Below are 17,093 nucleotides of genomic sequence, written 5' to 3' on the forward strand. Positions count from 1 at the left end.
AGCAGGTTCTTAGCAGATGTGCACGAAACCAAATCAATGAGCAATTTAGGTGCTCTGAAAATCCAAAAATGTGCGAAAATCACCATTCTGGATTGAAGGAGGCTTTAAACGTAAAAAAGCAAACTCCAATCCTGGCAGTTTGCTTTTTTAATCATTATTAACCTAAACAGGAAAAAACTTCTACAAATTATCCTGCAAGAGCTTCAAAAATAGTTTCATCCCAACATTCTAAATATGCAGAAATCACTATTTATATTTTAGTTCAACCTACTCTTTCTATATTTTAGAGGGGTAATATTGAACGTGTGTTTAAATAACCTGATGAATGAACTTGGGCATTCAAACCCTACTAAACCTACTATTTCGTTTAAGGAATAAGTGGTAGTTTGCAATAGTTTTTTAGCCCTGTTTAATCTTAATTGCATTAAAAATTGGTATGGGCTAATTTCATATGCTTCTTTAAATGTTCTTAGCAAATGATTAACCGATAAACATGCCTGTTCGGCAATATTTTCTAATGTTATATTTTGATTGTAATTGCTGCTAATGTATTCTTTTGCAAGTGTTAATCTTTTTAAAACCTCTTCGCGGGTTTTTGTTTTGATAAAGCTGAGTTTATCTAATTTCTGGGCCACCTCTTTATCATAAATTTTATAATAATTTAAAAGGCAGTGGTACAGGTATTCATTAATCAGCATTTCGTCTTTCAAACCTTTATCGAGCTGATTTTTTAAATGCAGCACATTAAAGCGCATATCGCCAGAAAACGGATAAAGTGATTCGATAAACGGGGGTGTTTCCCCAGCTTCTTTTCCGGCAAGTAAACTTTCGTTGCTGTTCGAAAAAGTATGGTGAAAATCTTTAATAAAGTTTTCGCCAAAAGAAACAGAAAACGTATTTACGGGGCTTATCGAATCTATTTTGCTGCTAAAATTTGTTCCGGCATTTACTACGGCGAAAGTATCGGGGTAAATGCTAAACTTACGTTTGTTAATTTCGCAATCTTCGGTTCCGTTAAAAACAAATTTTATGGTATAAGCATCGTTCTGTTGCTCGTAAAGCGCCTCACAAGTACTTTCGCTTATAATTTTATTCCTATTGCTTAATTCTTTTACGTACCTCATAACATTAATCCTCATTGTAGTTACGCTGTTCCAATATGATAAAATGGTTACCATAAGGATCAGAAAATTCGATACTTAAACCCTCACTTAAGTAAGCTGGTCTATCTTTAAAGATAACCCCTCTCGATTTTAGCCTGCAATAATCCTCTAAACAATCATCGCTGGTTAATACAATTTTATTGGTCTGGTTTTGATGCTTTTGTTCTGACAGGAAAATTTTGGTCTCATGATCTGCCTTAACCATGATTCCTTTTTCCTGTTCAGAAATCATTGTCGATTCTGTAGGCATCCCTAAACAGTTGGCATAAAATGCATCTGCATCATTTAGTTGCTTTACTTGCACATAAAAGAATTTTGCAGATGGGTTCATTTCCTTGTTTAATTGTATGATGTAAAATTAAACTCAAATTGAACCCAAAGCATCACCCAAAAAGGGTGATTTTCGCACTATTTTTTAGCAGAATATAGGTATAGATTAAATAAAGCGCTTTTCCTTGGCTGTTTTAATCGCTTCTGATTTGGAGTTTACATCGAGTTTGATGTAAATATTTTTTACATGGCTCCTTACGGTTTCCTGATCAATAAAGAGATCGTTTGCGATTTGAGATTTTGTTTGTCCATTTGCAATCCGATCTAAAATTTCGGTTTCGCGTTTAGTTAAAGGAGAATTCAGGTTTTTTTGAAAAGAATGCATTACAATGCGCGCTACATTTGTACTCATGGCGCCCCCGCCAGTACTCACTTCTCTTACAGCATCTATAATTTTTGAGGCGCTCGAATTTTTGGTGAGGTAACCTCCTGCGCCCATGGTTAGGGCTTCGAAAACCAATTCGGGCGAATCGAAAACGGTGAGGATAATAATGTTCGCGTTGGGTAAAGTTTTTTTGATAAAAGGCAAGGCCTGCAGTCCATTGGTGCCAGGCATCTGGATATCGAGCAAAATCACATTTGGATGATCGGTCTCTAAGTGTTTTTTGGCCAAATCGTAGGATGCATAAGCGTTAACGACTACAAAATCTTCAACATCGCTTAATAACGATTCATAACCCATTCTTAAGATATCGTCATCTTCGATTAGAACAATTCGTAAATTCTGGCTCATTTTGTGGTAGTTTTTAATTAAGACGGTTTTAGTGCTATTTTGTAACAGGAATTCTGGTAGAAATTGTTGTAGTGGTGCCTTTCCCCTTTATAGAAGAAATCTGAAAGGTCGATTTTATCCGTTTGCAGCGTGTTTGAATGTTGTTTAACCCTCTCCCTTTCTCTACCGTTTCAAGATCAAAACCTTCGCCATCGTCTGTTGTTAAGATGTTTACGGTATCATCATCGGTTTCAATAACCATAATCAACACCTGGCTTGCTTTGGCATGCTTTAACACATTGTTTAGCATTTCCTTAAAAATAAGGGTCAGGTTTCGGTTAAACTCCATCGATAGCTGTAGCTTTTGGTATTTGCTTAACACCCCCTCCATTTTAAATGTAACACCTGTGTTTTGGAATAGATCGATCCCAAAATTTTTAATGTGCATCAATATCTCAAAAAGATTATCGCTATGCGGATCTAGCGCCCAAAGGATATCTTTAGTGCCGGTATACAACAGGCTGGCATTTTCTCTGATTAGTCTGATCAGTTCTTTTTGCTCTTTTTCCGTTCCAGCTACCTTTTTATCTAAAATTTCGGATAAAACATTAATCCGCGTTAGTTTATTGCCAATATCATCATGAAAATCTTCTGCGGTTTGCTTTCTTATTTTTTCCTGTTCTTTTAACTTTAACTTTTCGAATTGGTGTTTTTTACGTTCTCTGGTTTTAAAAATGAGGTAAAAGATAAGCCAGATCAGGAATATAAGCACCAAAAACGCGCCAATCTTAAATATAATGGTATCATAATAGGGCGGTACAATGGTAAAGCTAAACTGTTCGATATTTGATTGTTGGCCATTTGCGATAGCATAAACCTGGAATGTGTAGCTACCTGGCCTTATGGCCGAGTATTCGATTTCCGTGTTGGGTACAGGTTTACTGAAATCGTTATCTATCCCCACCAGTTTATAGCGGTAAAGTACACTTTCTGGATTGGTGAGGTAAACCCCTTTAAAACTTATCGAAATGTGGTTTTGACTGTAATTAAGTTTATAAAATTTATCTCTTTTTCCGTTCAGATCTACTGACAGATCCTTTGCCCGATCATTTTTATGAAAAACACTTACCTGTTGAATATGGATAAAAGGATTCTTTTTATCCTCTGCAAGCACATTGGTTTTACATTGAATAAGTCCATCTATGGTGCCTACCAATATGCTGTTTTTGTAATTGATAATTGCGTTTTGATTACACTCAACAATTAGCGGATGATCTCTAAAAACCTCATAACTTTGTTGCTGCTTATTAAAAGTTAATTTGTTAATTCCCCGCCCGGTTCCTGCCCATAAATTATTTTCCTTATCGGTTGCAAGGCTATAAATATCATTTGAGTTTAACCCGTCAGCAACAACATAACGTTTAATGGCTTTCGTTTTTAAATTCCAGGTGATGATGCCATCGCCAAGCGTAGCAAAAATTAAATTATCATTCTGTCTTATAATGCTCAGTACGTAAACATTGGTGAGCGATTTGATGCGAAATGTTTTATCTATCTTTTTGTTTTTGATAAGTGTAACACCATTTGAGGTACCAAGAAACACGCTATCCTTCCGCAAGGTATAAATACACGATAAATAACCATCAAACCCGCTTATTCTTTCAGTTTTCCCATCCTTTAAATAAGTAGATGACATGAGGCCGTTTATCCAGATCCCTCCCCCCTCGTCTTCAGCTATCGAGCTGTTATCAAACCTATCTGGTTTTAATACCTGGCTAAATTTCTGCCCGTCGTACTTCCAAATGCCTTTACCGTAGGTCGAAAACCAAATGTTTTTCGCTTTATCGGCATAAACGAAGTAGATTTTCTTATCCTTAAAGGCGGGAATATCAATATTTTGTACATTTTCACCATCATACTTAAAAACACCTTTGTTAAAAGTGCCAAACCAGAGGTTATTATTTTTATCTGCCGCTATTCCGCTTATTGGATAAGCCAGATTCTTGCCCTTAAACCTATTGTAACGAATAAAGGCATCGCCTTCATATTTGTAAATACCATCACTAAAACAAGATATCCAGATATTGTTTTCAGCATCGCTAAATATTTCGTTAACCTGGTTATCGCTCAATCCATTTTCTCCATTAAAGTTAATGATCGAACCATTTTTATTGATAAAATAAGCTCCTTTTTCAGAGCCTATCCACATATTTCCACGATGATCCTGTGCGATGGAGTAATAGGTATCAATGCCTGCTTTTTTAAAAAACGGTTTAACTACTCCGTTCTCCAATACATAAATTCCGCTACGGGAGGTTAAGAGATAGGCCTTATTCTTTACATTTTTATCAAATAAGATCTTCCGGATAGATAAGGAATTAATGGCTGGCGGCAACTCCAGGGAGATTACCCAGTTATTATTTTTTAATTGATAAATCCCCTTTCCTGATACAGCAGCATATAGGTTTCCGGCGCTATCACTGTTTATGGTATTAATATTTTTATTGGCAATGGAATAAAAAACAATTTTATTTTTTTCAATTTTGAAAAGCTTATACTCGCTTATTCCCCAAATAACACCCTGCCTGTCTTTAAGCAAATGGCTTACCCCTTTGCCCGAAAACAGTGTGCTTATTTTTCCACGCTTAAGAATGCTGATACCTGTTTCGGTACCAAAAAGCATTTGGCCCTGGTTATCCTCTGCAATACAGTTTACTGAATTTGATCCTAACCCATCGGCTTTGCTGTACGAGATAAATTGCCGGCCATCGAAATTACTTACCCCACCAAAAGTGCCAAGCCAGAGTGTCCTGTCTTTTGCTTGATATATGACCATTACCTGCGATTGAGGTAAGCCATCCTTTAAGCTGTAATTGGTAAAATTATAGCTTTGGGCCGATAGCTTAAGGCTAAAAAGCAAAATGAAAGAAACTATGAAATTTATCTTGATTATAGACAGTTTACTGCACATGTAATACAAAATAAGCATAATTTCTTTCAAAAGCCATCCCCCTTTTTGGGGGATATTTATAATGCGTTACCCATGTATGGGTCGGTTTGGGTAATTTCTCCGGTTTCTATTTTACCTGCATAACGGTGCTTAAATGTGGTATTGCCGGCCTGCACAATACTGAAATCGTACCAATTCGCATTTTTAGCCAGATTAAACGAGATATTTGTACCCGATTTTGGCTTAATTGTTACCGTTTTGCTCCCCGATTTGTATTTGTTATCTACAATTTGAAGTGAAACTAAACTGGCCCCTTTGTTTTCAATAGCGAAAACCAGGTTACCTGTTAGTTTTTTGCTCACCAAACCAGCCTGCTCTGGATATGCTTTTACCACAATGGAAGGATTTTTTTTGCTGCCTACGAAATGCCTGTAAAAACCATTCGGACCGTTAACTGTAAGATCGTAAACTTCATTATCAAAATCATCCAATTTGATACTGTCTTTTACCACATCGCCAGCTTTTACCGCATAGGCCCATGTTTTGCCAGCAACACCTTTAAATTTGGCAATGGTATTCATGTTGAAAGGCGCACCAACCGTTTCTGTTTCACTACCGAACAAGGTTTTTGCCGATTGAAAAGTAAGTGCTATTTCATTGTTAACCAGATTTGCATCAACCGTTAAATGATAAGGCAAGGCACAAGCATGTTTTGTTCCGTTCTCCTGCTTAGGGGCATGATTAGATGTTTCTGCAGAAAAGGCTTCGAACTTATTTATTTTTGCAACTTCTGTTTTGTTAAGTGCCGTAGGACCAACCTGGGCCGGTTTGTTTTTAGCATTACCAATATTGGTTACTACAACATCACGTTTTAGCGGTTCGGGAGATTTAATTTCTTCTCCATTGTACGGTCTAAACACCGAGGTTAAATCACCACAAATATTCCTTCTCCAATCGCTAATGTTATTGCTTTTAATGGTTTTGCCTGTTTTTTTAGCCAGCCATTTTTCCATAAACATTAATGATGAAGTATGATCGAAAACCTGCGAGTTCACAAAACCACCCTTGCTCCAGGGTGAGGCAATAACCAATGGTACACGATATCCCAAACCGATCGGACTTCCCTTTTTTGCTTCGAAATCTGTGGCATAGTTTATTCCTTCAGATACCTTTCCGCTGGTCGAATCATCCGGGTTTGGCACTACAAAAGGTGGCTGATGATCAAAATAACCATCATTTTCATCATAGGTTAAAACAAAAATTGTTTTTTTCCAAACCTCCGGGTTTTTGGTTAAAATGTCCAGGGCTTCGCTTACATACCAGGTTCCATACAATGGCGAGCTGGTATGATCAGAAAAACGCTGAGGTGCAACCAACCACGAAACCGTTGGTAATTTCCCGCTATCTACATCTTTTCTAAACTGATGGAAAATATCGCCTTTAGGTAAATTAATCGTTTCAGACTTCCCTTCGTCGTTCTTAAAAGTAAATGGTTCAAGATCGAGGTAGTCTTTTTGAGAAATGTTCGTCGTAAATGCCTTATCTACTAAGTTTTTTTCCTTTTGAGATAATTTATCGTATTTCTCCTGAACCTCCTTTGCGGTTAAAGCAGGTTTAACGGTATTATCTCCATTTTTTCTAAAGTAAGCCGATAATTTAACATTATGCCTGCTGATGTATTCTACAGGATTATCGCCATAATTACCCAACCAATCATCTATTTCACCCTCCGGGAGTTTGGAGGTCCATAATTCGTTTTGATAAATGCGCCAATCGATACCATTATCTTCTAATGTTTCCTGAAAAGTTGGCCAATCTACAAATACATTATTTTGCGATTCGGCCTGATCATTATTGACCACCGCAACCCGGTTTGCACTTTTTTCTCCGCGAACGGTTCCTGTAAAAAAGAACAGTCTGTTTGGCGTTGTTCCGGTTAGCGATGAACAAAAATGCTGATCACAGATGGTAAAAGCATCAGCCATGGCGTAATAGAAAGGAACATCATTCCGATCATAATAAGCCAGTGTCATTGGTGTTTTAACAGGTAACCATTTATCATAACGGCCACCATTCCGTGCGGCAACCTGATCGTTCCACGAATGTGGTAAACCGCCCTGCCAGGTTATTTTCGTTTTGTTTATATCTACATGAAAAGGCGCATAGGTATAACCCTGGCCATCTTTTTGCAACCAAACCTTGTTTCCATCAGGCTGAATGTGTGGATGGGGATCATTAAACCCGCGCACACCTTTCATTTTACCGAACATATGGTCGAAAGATCTGTTTTCCTGCATCAGGAAAACAATGTGTTCTGCATCGTAAAATGTACTACCGGGTTCAGGGTTAATCGACATGGCTTTTAGCACCGAACCAGGCAAGGTATTGGCCATACCAGTAGCTCCGGCAAACAAGGCCGCCTTTTTTAGAAATTCTCTACGTGAATCCATAAATTATACAATATAGCTTAGATAACGCAAGTTATAATTTTCAGTTGACAGTTTTAAATCAGTCATAGGCCTGGGATCCATAGTCGATAAACCAATCAACTAATGGCCAATGAACTATTGAACTAACAAACCATTACTTCTGAAACACCCTAACATAATCTACTTTCATACTTGCAGGGAATACAGCATCGTCTACTCCTTTTTTTCCGCCCCAACCGCCACCTACGGCTACATTTAAAATAAGGTGGAAGTTTTGATCGAATGGCCAATCGCCAGATCCCTTTTTAGTATTTTTAAAAGTGAGGTATTTTTGGTTATCAATAAAGAAATCTATTCTATCGGTAAACCACTCTACTGCATAAATATGATATTCGGTATAAGGATGATCAACCTTTAAAGCCTTGCCAACCTGCGTTTTAATTACGTGGTTAAATTTTTCGGTATGTACCGTTCCATGAACGCTATCCGGATCGTAACCTACATGTTCCATAATATCAATTTCGCCGCTCTTTGGCCAGCCACCGTATTTCCCTTCGGTTGGTAAAGCCCATATGGCAGGCCATAAGCCCCTGCCTTTTGGCAACATGGCGCGAACTTCTACCCTTCCGTATTTAAAATCGAATTTATTTTTCGTTACCAATCTGGCCGAAGTATAATGGTTGTTTTCCTTATCTGCTTTTACTGCAGTAATATTCAGACTCCCTTTTTTTACAATTGCGTTTGTGCTATCAGCATCGGTATAATATTGAAGCTCATTATTGCCCCAACCCTTTCCACCTACATCGTAACTCCAGTTTTTTGCTAAAGGTAATCCGGCGTCGTTAAATTCATCAGCCCATTTCAGCTTCCAGCCCGTTGCAACAGGTGTTTTTTTGAGCTCTTCGAAAGTTAATTCCGGCTCGTTAGTGGTGATATAATCAACCTGATGCGCCAAAAGCCATTGAATTTCGGGAACAGTATTTACGGTCCAGGCATTTACCGTTAATCCTAATTTGTGGGCATTTTCAATCCACCCATCTTTCTGGTAAACGCTAAAATGATAGTCAACACCGGTTAATTTATCGGCTTTCATTTGTTCGGCACTTATATCTCCTTTTAGGTAAGCTACCTTTGCTTTCGGCATTAACGCTAAAATGCGTTTGCAGTAATCGTAGTCGAAACTGATATACTCCGTCCACTCCGTTACCCCGAGTTTCTGAACCATTTCAACACATTTATTGGTCACCTCGATTCCTCGTTCTTTGCTGATTAACGAAGGTTTGATCTCTAAAATCAGTTTGGTAGTTCTTTGCTTTTTACCTTCCAATAAATAAGCTTCGAGCGTTGGGATTTTTTCGCCATTGCTCATCGTTTTGGTCAATAAATCAGCATAATTTACTTTCTCGATAACCAAACCCTGAAATTCAGGATCGTGATTAATGACCAAAACATTGTCTGCGGTCATCCACACATCGAATTCCGATCCATAACAGCCCAGCTTTACCGCTTCGTTTAATGAAGCGATAGAATTTTGAGGAAAATTATTTTTCTTCCATGCGCCACGATGGGCAATTACCTGGTTTTTGTTCCAGTTAAATTTTTGAGCAAAAGAGGCGGTAAAAATGAACAACATTAGTGCAGAAATAAATACTCGTTTCATATTTGGGTTTTATGATGATTGACCTGAAAATCATGATCGTTCCATCTCAATTGAAAACAATTTTATAAAATGGAAGATCAAAAGTAGATTTTTAGCCCGAAAACAAAATAAAGTTAATGTAACCATTATATGAACAAAAACAAAAAGCTTATCCATCCAGATAAGCTTTTCGATCATTAACTATTTAACATGCACCCCTTCTACAAGGTGTAATTCTTATTTATTTTGAACCGCTCTCATTAATGGGTTCCGTTTTCATTTTATACTTACTGGCATAGTTAGTAGCCATTTTCACAAATCTGTTATAACCAACTTCGTCCTGCGCACGTTTATTTACCGCGGCAGCCGTTTTCATAAACTCAAGACCACTATCATCTGTAACAATGGCATCAGCCCATTTACAAAAGAGCTTCACCACTTCTGGAGTAAAACCATTTTTAACCAATAATGTGCTATAAAGCGCATTAAAGTGGTATTGATATAAAACTGGATTTTTTATCGAGAATTTCAGAAAACCTACGGTATCTTTTTTCATCGCCAGGAAATATTTATTGCCCAAAGTTTGCAGGCATATTTTCCATGTTTTTTCTGAGAAGTATTTTTTCTGCCCCCCTAAAAAGTCTTCAAAAGCAGCATCATTCAAATTTGCTTTTAGTGCTTTGGCCAACTTTAGGTTTAAGCCATAATCGATTACAGGCTGCAATACATCGGCTCCATAAAGCGAGACAAAACCATTGTAATCAGCAAAGATGGTTTCAATAGCCTTTTCATCAGCCGATCTGTTAACCAGGTAAGGCAACAAGGCATTCTCAGCTTTAAAGTTTTTTAAAGTATCGCTATAGGTTGCTAAGATAGCTGGGCTTATTCCCTTCCGGGTTTTACAGAATTCTACATAAAACGATGGATATTTTTTTTCATCATATTGCGTAGAAAAACCAGTTAAAAACTGCTGTTGGTTTGCTTTTTGGCGTGCATCGGCAAACAATGCGAGCAAATTCCCCGGATCTTTGTAGCCAGATGAGGAGCTGATTAATTTTCCATCACCGTTTAACACCAAGAAAGTTGGGAATCCATTTAAAATATGCTGCACTTTTAAGGTATCGCCAAGCTTATCCTTAAAAATATCTACTTTGAGCATCAGGAAATTTTTGTCCATTTCTGCTTTAACAAGCGCATTTGGAAAAACATTTTCATCCATTTGAGCACATGGGATACAGCCTGTGAAATAACAATCAACAAAAATGAGTTTATTTTCTTTTTTGGCTTGTTTCAATACGCTGTTTAAGGATTGATTTTGTGCCAGGCAGCCTATAACAGCGAACATCAGGCAAATGGTATGGATTATTTTTTTCATAAATCTATTTTTTGGTTATTGAGATATTTTGTTTTTCTCCATTTGCAGTGTAGGCAATTTTGAAGCTTTTACCTGAGGGTGCTGCTAAAACCGCAAGCATTTTCTTGCTGTCTTTAAGTAGAACTGATGCGGCGACGCCATCAATACTTTCAATTGTCTGCCCTGCTTTTATTGCTTCGCTTTCAACCGGAGCAACTACACTTAACAACTTTAATTTCCCATCCTGATCGAAGCCGAATAAATAAGCGCCCAAAACAAAATCATTAGGGAAATTTAGCGTATGGTTTGGTACAAAATGGATTTCCTTTTTCTGCAGATTAATGGTGAAATTATAACGCCCTATGGTTCTGATGCCGATTGATCCATCGAAGCCCGGATTCCAGTTTTCGCTCTGGCCTCCACCTGCCATGAGGGTAACCGGAAAATCGGTTAGCTTAGGCATATTTGAAAAAGAAAACGATGTCGCCCTGCCACTGTAGGTAGGTGTGCTGATACCCATACTGGTTGTGGTACCATTATATTCTGGTTTGAAACCGCTTACCAATAGTTTATTCTTTTTTACAAATGGCCTAAAACAAATGAGATTATATGAAGCACCTGTGTCGAAAACAAATTCTCCTGCATTTTCCTGTCCAGGCATTATGCTTATCTCACCTGGAATAATAAATAACCCGGCAGGCACAGTAACCGGAACCGATTTCCCCTGATCTTGGTACTCGTAATCCCCAAAATTATAGAGCGAGAGTTCTTTTTTATCGAAATCTACTTTGGTAATGTAGTTTTTGGCAATACTGTTTCCAATGATGCCATCACTTCCTTTATGCATTTCAGGAAAAATAGCAAAGCTTTGGTTTTTTAGCTTAAAAGTATCTAGCTGAATGGTATTTCCTTCTGAAACTGATATTTGCATATTCCCCCCCACTACAGAGGTACTTTGCTGGCGGGTAGGTTTTATACCTATAGAATCGGCAAGGGCTTTGGTAATGGCCATTCCATCAGCTCCGGTGTCAAAAAGCAGTTTTAGCGGTCGCAAGTTGTTGTTTACCTTAACTGTTAAAATGATTGAACCATCTTGTACTTCGAAGGGGATTTTAGCAATCAATACCGATTTTTTATACCGGTTCATGCCATAAAGCTGATCGAAAATATCAGTATAAAGGAGCTTATATTGGTTATCCGTATAAACCGAACTTTCCTTTCCTGCTTTTCCTTTATTAAACGGAAGTACGGTAAGCTGAACATTTCCGTTTTGTTTTGCCTCACTTTTCAACTGTAGCGAATCGCAGGCATAACGCTCCAAAATAGCTTTTAGCATCCTATCGGTTGAGGGTCTGGAATAAGCAGCAACAGAAAATTTGGTGCTTAAATTCTCCATTATTGGGTCGATAGATTTTTGAGCGAACATTTTGTTCATGCTTTCGATTATCGTTTTGGCGTTTTGTGCCTGCACATTTAACGCCGATACCAAGACGCCCAAAAACAGTATTACTTTAATTTTCATTTTATCTGAGTAGGTGGATTTAAAATCCATAAATTTTTTCGAGGGCCAGGTCAATATCATCAGTAGCACTCGAGGTAATACGGAGTATTATTTTACCCTCACTGCTGAGCAGGATCTTGGTTGGAAAAGCCATAATGTTATAGTCTTTTACCAGATTCTGCTTGTCAATACCCTCATTATTGAGCACATTGATATAGGTAAGTCCATCTTCTTCAATAGCCTTAAGCCAGGCTGTGCGTGCCTCGCTAAGTAATTTTTTCTGCTCTTGTGCTATGGCTATAATTTCAAAACCTTTGGATTGGTATTTTGCGTATAATGCCTTAAGATGTGGGTTACTGGCCCGGCAAGGCCCGCACCAGCTGCCCCAAAAATCGAGCAGTACAGTCTTTCCCTTAAAATCAGCCAAATTGATGGTTTTGCCATGATTGTCGGTTTTCTGAAAACCAATGGCATCCGATCCTTCAGGTGTAGCACTTATTTTTTTGATATATACCTTGATTCTCTCCGCAATAGGATGGTTTTTATATTTGGATGATAAACTGTTCCACGTGGAAATAAAATCGCCTGCGGTATACAGGTTTTGCATCCGGGTTAATAAAAATACAGAAGCAAAGGCGTCCGGATGGTTTTTAACAAAGTCGCGCTTTACGTTAACCAATTTTCTGTTTATTGCAGTAGCCTCAGCACTGAGCACCTTTGATTGCGCCGCATTAGTATTTTTTTCTCCGTTAAAAAGCAACTGCATAATTTCGTAATTACGCATTTCATCTTTTTTTACCAGCTGTTTATAGCTGTCAAGCACATTGTTTTCTTCATCGCCGCTTACCTTTGCAAACTGAACCAATAAGGCATCGCCAGTTATTTTAATTCCTTTATCAAAAACGAACAAATCAAGAACGGGAGATGGATTCGAAACGGTTTTGTCATTGTTCGTAGCATTTAAACCCCTTGATACCGAAACATCAAAACGGGCAATGGCTGGTTTTTGCAAGCGGGGCACTTTTAAAGAAAAAGCATCGTTATTGGCATTTGCTCTATAGCTTCTCGATACACCAGCATCATCAGCAAAAGAAATCCAAACCGATTTATTTCCCAGGCCTTTAAGTTGCCCGCTAATTTGTATGCTATCATTTTGGCAATATGCCCTGGGTAAAAAAAAGAGCAAAAGCGTAGCCAGCAATAGTTTTTTTATTGTTATCATTTGGTAAAAGAAAATGTAAAAGCTTTGCCGCCGAGATAGCGGCAAAGCAATAACCTAATTGGCTAGCGTTTTTTGCAATAAAGCTTTTAACTCTGGCTGAGAAGGACGGGGTGAATCAACGGTTACAATTTTGCCCTGTTTATCGAAAACCAAAAAACGGGGAATGGTATTAATTTTATAGTATTTAGAAAACTCATTGGATGGTCCACCTGCAAAAAGCTGTAAGCCGCCCAAATTTTCATCTTTGATCATTTTAAGCCATTTTTCCTTGTCTTTTTCTGCATCGGTAGATAAGCTGATAATCTGCACATCTGTCCCTTTCATTTCTTCTTCCAATTTTTTAAGAAAGGGGATTTCGGCTTTGCAAGGTCCGCACCAGGTTGCCCAGGTATCAACCAGCACCACCTTTCCTTTAAAATCTTTCATGCTATGCATTTTACCATTGTTGTCTGCATAAGAAAATTCGTAAGCATCGGTACCTGGTTTATAGGTTAACAAGGGGTTCATAATGTTGCTGCTACGCTCTTTTTGTGCTTTGGTAATCACGTATTTATCATATTTTGCCATTAAGGTTTGATAATCACCTATTGTTTTATAACCGGCAGCATTTTCTAAAGCCAAATCACCCTTTAAAGTGTCATTTGGAAGATAAGAAGCAAAAATATCTACTCCCTCTATTCCTCTTTTATAGACTTTGCCATCCTGACGCATATTTACACTAATTATGCCCGAAAGGGTGCGGTAACCCCATGGATAACTGTACACCTTATTGGTTGTTTTTGCAAAATCTACTGCTTTTAAACTGCTGTAAAAATTACTGTACTCTTCAACCGAAGGATGTGCAGAACGGGGTGTATTTAAAAAGTTAGTCGCATAACTGGCCAGATCTAAAGCCATAATATCTTTAATCTGTTTATCAAATTTTGCATTACCTGTGCTTTTACCATTTAAGAAAGTTTTGCTTTTCGCCACAATTTCTTCTTGTTGAGGGAAATAATCAACAAAAGTACTCTGCACTTTCATAAAGTTCACGGCTTTCTGCTCAAGGGGGAAAGTAAGGTCGTGCCATTGGGTAAGTACTGTGTTTTCTTTAGAGTTTAAATTACCCGTTAACACATAGCTCGAATCTAATAGACTTACGGATAGCTGCTCACCACCCTTGAAATAGAATTTATAGTTATCGTTCGGGCTGTTTTCATTACCGGTACCGATTACATATAAACCTTCATATTCCGGGTAGAAAAGAAATCCAAACTGTCCCTTCTCTGCTGGTGTTGCATTGGCAATTTCTACTGCTTTACCTTCTTTTACTTTAAAAAGTTTAACAGCAGAAAGGCGTTTTTTCTTTAATAATCCCTTTACCTCTACCGGCAATTGTGCCATTGTTGTTAAAGAGGCCAGGCACAAAAGTCCGGCGCTTAATAATTTTTTCATTTTCATTGGTTTTATTTGTATGTGTTTTTGAAGATTTTGTTTAACGTTCCCTGTAGGTAAGGCTTTTGACTTTTCCGAAGCCAGAAAAACTTTTAGCCAAAACTAAATCGCCCATAACCGGTGGTACTACGTAGGTATTAATGCTTCCGTTGGTACCCTCCGACAATGCCGGATCGTAAAAAGCAACCATCAAATTATTGGTATCTTTATATTTGGTCGTATTCTTAAAATCGTAAAACTGGATAAGCGAGATTTTCTTGTTGCCTAAATCAACAACTTGTTTTGTTGTTTTCAAAGACATATCGTACTCGTAAACTTTACCTCCAATACTGTAAAGAATATATCCTAACGCGGGGCTCACTGCATAAAACTCTGCGTTGGCAAAATTGGTAGCCGTAATCTCATCATAATAACTTTGTACAAGCGAGGCACTGTTAAACCTGGCCAAGTATCTTTTAGTCGAATTTGGATCTTTTAAAACACTAAAAACTTCACCACCATTGTAAGGTACCCAGGCCATATACAATAAATCCATTCCGGTACTGAAACTGAATTTTCTTTGGGCTATGTCTGGGTCAGGTAAAGTAGTACAGGTAGAATTCGATCCCGTATGTTTTACAAAACGTCGGTTTGTTTTATCGTAAAAAATGGCATGTGCAGTAGCTGAAGTATTTTTGTCTCCGCCAATAAATGGTGCCACTTTAAATTCTTTCTGTTCAGCTGTGATGTAGCTAATTGGAGAAGAAAAGTAAATATTTTGAACCCGCTCATAATAGTATGCTCCCTCTTTTCCGATCATGTATGCTGTGCTGCTTCCTCTTTGTTGAATTACATCAGCATAAAAACCAGCGGTTGTACTGCCAAACATTTCGTAAGTTAGGTTCATCGTTGGTGTCCATTTAAACGTATTGGGCTCCACCTTAGTTGTAAACTGATCTGTTCCCAGGTATATCCCGAAGCTTATTTTATCTGGTCCGATTAAGAGCCCGGTATTGTAATTGTAAACCATAACAGGTTTTCCAGAAAGTTTAAGTTCTGATCCGGTACTGGCTAGTAAATCGTTAATTACGTCGAAACTTCCTGTTGTGTTAAGCGATAGCATATCAACCCGGGCCAGGTTGTTCACATCGCACATTAACATCCAGCCCTCATTAATTTCATTAACAACTTTTAATATAAAACCAACTTTGTATTTAACGCCACTGGCCTTATCTGTTATGGCATAATATGCTTGGTAAGAACCCGCTACGACACGCATTACCTGCTCTAAGTTGCGATTTTGATCTAAAATAAAGAGTTTGGTTCCGCCTAAACCATTTGGCCCGATATAACTCCATTCATAAGTATATTTAGATTCATCAAAGTTTGGATCAAGGCTAAACTTAGTAACCGGCTTAATAGAAATCGATTTGCCATAAGTGGCCACAACTTCGCTGGGTAAATCAGTAATGGTTTCTAATTTATTAATCTCATTGTAATCATAATTTCCCAGGTCTTTTTTACAAGCACCCATAGTCATGATTAATAGCACAATAAAAAGGCAACTGTATTGTTTAAGTTTCATTTTATTTTCTTTTAAAATTATTATTGAACAGATGGGCCCATTATCATTATACTTCCATCATCTTCCAGAATGATATTACCCAGCGATTTTTGATCATTAAGATACCTTTGCATATATTTTGCATAAGCAACCATTTCTGCAATGGATACAGAGGTATCTAAATAGGCAGGGTCCACATCGAGTATCGATACCATAAGAAATAACTTTTTCCGGGTAAACGTACCCATGTAAGTATCCAACCATCTAGCTGGCCGTTTAATAATATCGTTTACATACCACCTGTAATTAACATATGATATTTTTTTCCCTGTGGTTTGATTGGTAACCTTGTTATTCATCGCCGTTACAAAATTCTCGTTATCCTGCAAATCGAAGCTCAATAAGAATGTGTTCGTTTGCATATCCGTTTTTCTCAAAAATTTTATCTTTACGGTATCCTTTAACTGGTCTTTTTTAATGGAAAAAGATTTATTCAAAATTTCAAAGTGAACCCCTTCTTTAGCAGTAGAAGAAGCATTAACACGTAATTGGTATGGTCTATCTTTTGAAGATTTTGCACCGGTAGTGCTGATTACCATATTCACTACTGAATCTTTCGATTTAGCCAGACTGAAAGAAACAACTGTTGAATCTTTAATTACCTCCCCTGAAAACAGCGGTAATCTGGCGGCATCATTAAAATATATTGCGTCTTTAGAATCGTAGGTATTGAGTGGCTTTTCACAAGAAAGCATAATCATAGTAATAGCAATTGCTATGATTGGTATGATATTTCTTTTCATATTTATAAAGTCA

12 protein-coding genes are annotated in these 17,093 nt (G+C 37.7%); all 12 read right to left on the bottom strand.

Annotated features, from left to right (window positions below; genetic code table 11):
- Nucleotides 1-257: 257 nt before the first annotated feature.
- Nucleotides 258-1,124 (bottom strand): helix-turn-helix transcriptional regulator, encoded by an 867-nt coding sequence (locus tag AC07VK_RS16135; protein WP_492961704.1) that lies wholly within the window; start codon nucleotides 1,122-1,124, stop codon nucleotides 258-260.
- Between the two features lie 4 nt (nucleotides 1,125-1,128).
- A complete protein-coding gene (locus AC07VK_RS16140; RefSeq protein ID WP_492961706.1) occupies nucleotides 1,129-1,494 on the bottom strand; it encodes a VOC family protein in 366 nt (121 codons plus the stop codon).
- 105 nt (nucleotides 1,495-1,599) lie between these two features.
- On the bottom strand, nucleotides 1,600-2,226 hold the full coding sequence (locus AC07VK_RS16145; RefSeq protein ID WP_492961708.1) for a response regulator: 627 nt from the start codon (nucleotides 2,224-2,226) through the stop codon (nucleotides 1,600-1,602).
- A 34-nt stretch (nucleotides 2,227-2,260) separates the two neighbouring features.
- On the bottom strand, nucleotides 2,261-5,041 hold the full coding sequence (locus AC07VK_RS16150) for a ligand-binding sensor domain-containing protein (RefSeq protein ID WP_492961710.1): 2,781 nt from the start codon (nucleotides 5,039-5,041) through the stop codon (nucleotides 2,261-2,263).
- Nucleotides 5,042-5,232: 191 nt separating this feature from the next.
- On the bottom strand, nucleotides 5,233-7,605 hold the full coding sequence (locus AC07VK_RS16155) for a phosphocholine-specific phospholipase C (RefSeq protein WP_492961711.1): 2,373 nt from the start codon (nucleotides 7,603-7,605) through the stop codon (nucleotides 5,233-5,235).
- A gap of 133 nt (nucleotides 7,606-7,738) precedes the next feature.
- Nucleotides 7,739-9,244 carry a glycerophosphodiester phosphodiesterase family protein gene (locus AC07VK_RS16160; RefSeq protein WP_492961713.1) on the bottom strand — a complete coding sequence of 502 codons (1,506 nt, stop codon included), beginning with the start codon at nucleotides 9,242-9,244 and terminating at the stop codon, nucleotides 7,739-7,741.
- Nucleotides 9,245-9,464: 220 nt separating this feature from the next.
- Nucleotides 9,465-10,598 carry a thioredoxin family protein gene (locus tag AC07VK_RS16165; protein WP_492961715.1) on the bottom strand — a complete coding sequence of 378 codons (1,134 nt, stop codon included), beginning with the start codon at nucleotides 10,596-10,598 and terminating at the stop codon, nucleotides 9,465-9,467.
- 4 nt (nucleotides 10,599-10,602) lie between these two features.
- The gene (locus tag AC07VK_RS16170) at nucleotides 10,603-12,099 is read right to left on the bottom strand and encodes a retropepsin-like aspartic protease (RefSeq protein WP_492961717.1); all 1,497 of its coding nucleotides are present in this window, start codon (nucleotides 12,097-12,099) and stop codon (nucleotides 10,603-10,605) included.
- Between the two features lie 19 nt (nucleotides 12,100-12,118).
- Nucleotides 12,119-13,300 (bottom strand): TlpA family protein disulfide reductase, encoded by a 1,182-nt coding sequence (locus tag AC07VK_RS16175; RefSeq protein WP_492961719.1) that lies wholly within the window; start codon nucleotides 13,298-13,300, stop codon nucleotides 12,119-12,121.
- A 54-nt stretch (nucleotides 13,301-13,354) separates the two neighbouring features.
- A complete protein-coding gene (locus AC07VK_RS16180; protein ID WP_492961721.1) occupies nucleotides 13,355-14,734 on the bottom strand; it encodes a TlpA family protein disulfide reductase in 1,380 nt (459 codons plus the stop codon).
- Between the two features lie 40 nt (nucleotides 14,735-14,774).
- Nucleotides 14,775-16,298, bottom strand: a complete 1,524-nt coding sequence (locus AC07VK_RS16185) for a PKD-like family lipoprotein (protein ID WP_492961723.1) — start codon at nucleotides 16,296-16,298, stop codon at nucleotides 14,775-14,777.
- 20 nt (nucleotides 16,299-16,318) lie between these two features.
- Nucleotides 16,319-17,080, bottom strand: coding sequence for a DUF4843 domain-containing protein (locus AC07VK_RS16190; RefSeq protein WP_492961725.1), 762 nt, complete (start codon nucleotides 17,078-17,080; stop codon nucleotides 16,319-16,321).
- Nucleotides 17,081-17,093: the final 13 nt, after the last annotated feature.

The organism is Pedobacter sp. GW821-FHT01D05 (genome assembly GCF_059422505.1).

What these genes read in the sequence shown, in the direction of transcription:
- AC07VK_RS16135 (WP_492961704.1), bottom strand. Translation starts at nt 1,124, where the DNA reads ATGAGGTACGTAAAAGAATTAAGCAATAGGAATAAAATTATAAGCGAA.
- AC07VK_RS16140 (WP_492961706.1), bottom strand. Translation starts at nt 1,494, where the DNA reads ATGAACCCATCTGCAAAATTCTTTTATGTGCAAGTAAAGCAACTAAAT.
- AC07VK_RS16145 (WP_492961708.1), bottom strand. Translation starts at nt 2,226, where the DNA reads ATGAGCCAGAATTTACGAATTGTTCTAATCGAAGATGACGATATCTTA.
- AC07VK_RS16150 (WP_492961710.1), bottom strand. Translation starts at nt 5,041, where the DNA reads ATGGTCATATATCAAGCAAAAGACAGGACACTCTGGCTTGGCACTTTT.
- AC07VK_RS16155 (WP_492961711.1), bottom strand. Translation starts at nt 7,605, where the DNA reads ATGGATTCACGTAGAGAATTTCTAAAAAAGGCGGCCTTGTTTGCCGGA.
- AC07VK_RS16160 (WP_492961713.1), bottom strand. Translation starts at nt 9,244, where the DNA reads ATGAAACGAGTATTTATTTCTGCACTAATGTTGTTCATTTTTACCGCC.
- AC07VK_RS16165 (WP_492961715.1), bottom strand. Translation starts at nt 10,598, where the DNA reads ATGAAAAAAATAATCCATACCATTTGCCTGATGTTCGCTGTTATAGGC.
- AC07VK_RS16170 (WP_492961717.1), bottom strand. Translation starts at nt 12,099, where the DNA reads ATGAAAATTAAAGTAATACTGTTTTTGGGCGTCTTGGTATCGGCGTTA.
- AC07VK_RS16175 (WP_492961719.1), bottom strand. Translation starts at nt 13,300, where the DNA reads ATGATAACAATAAAAAAACTATTGCTGGCTACGCTTTTGCTCTTTTTT.
- AC07VK_RS16180 (WP_492961721.1), bottom strand. Translation starts at nt 14,734, where the DNA reads ATGAAAAAATTATTAAGCGCCGGACTTTTGTGCCTGGCCTCTTTAACA.
- AC07VK_RS16185 (WP_492961723.1), bottom strand. Translation starts at nt 16,298, where the DNA reads ATGAAACTTAAACAATACAGTTGCCTTTTTATTGTGCTATTAATCATG.
- AC07VK_RS16190 (WP_492961725.1), bottom strand. Translation starts at nt 17,080, where the DNA reads ATGAAAAGAAATATCATACCAATCATAGCAATTGCTATTACTATGATT.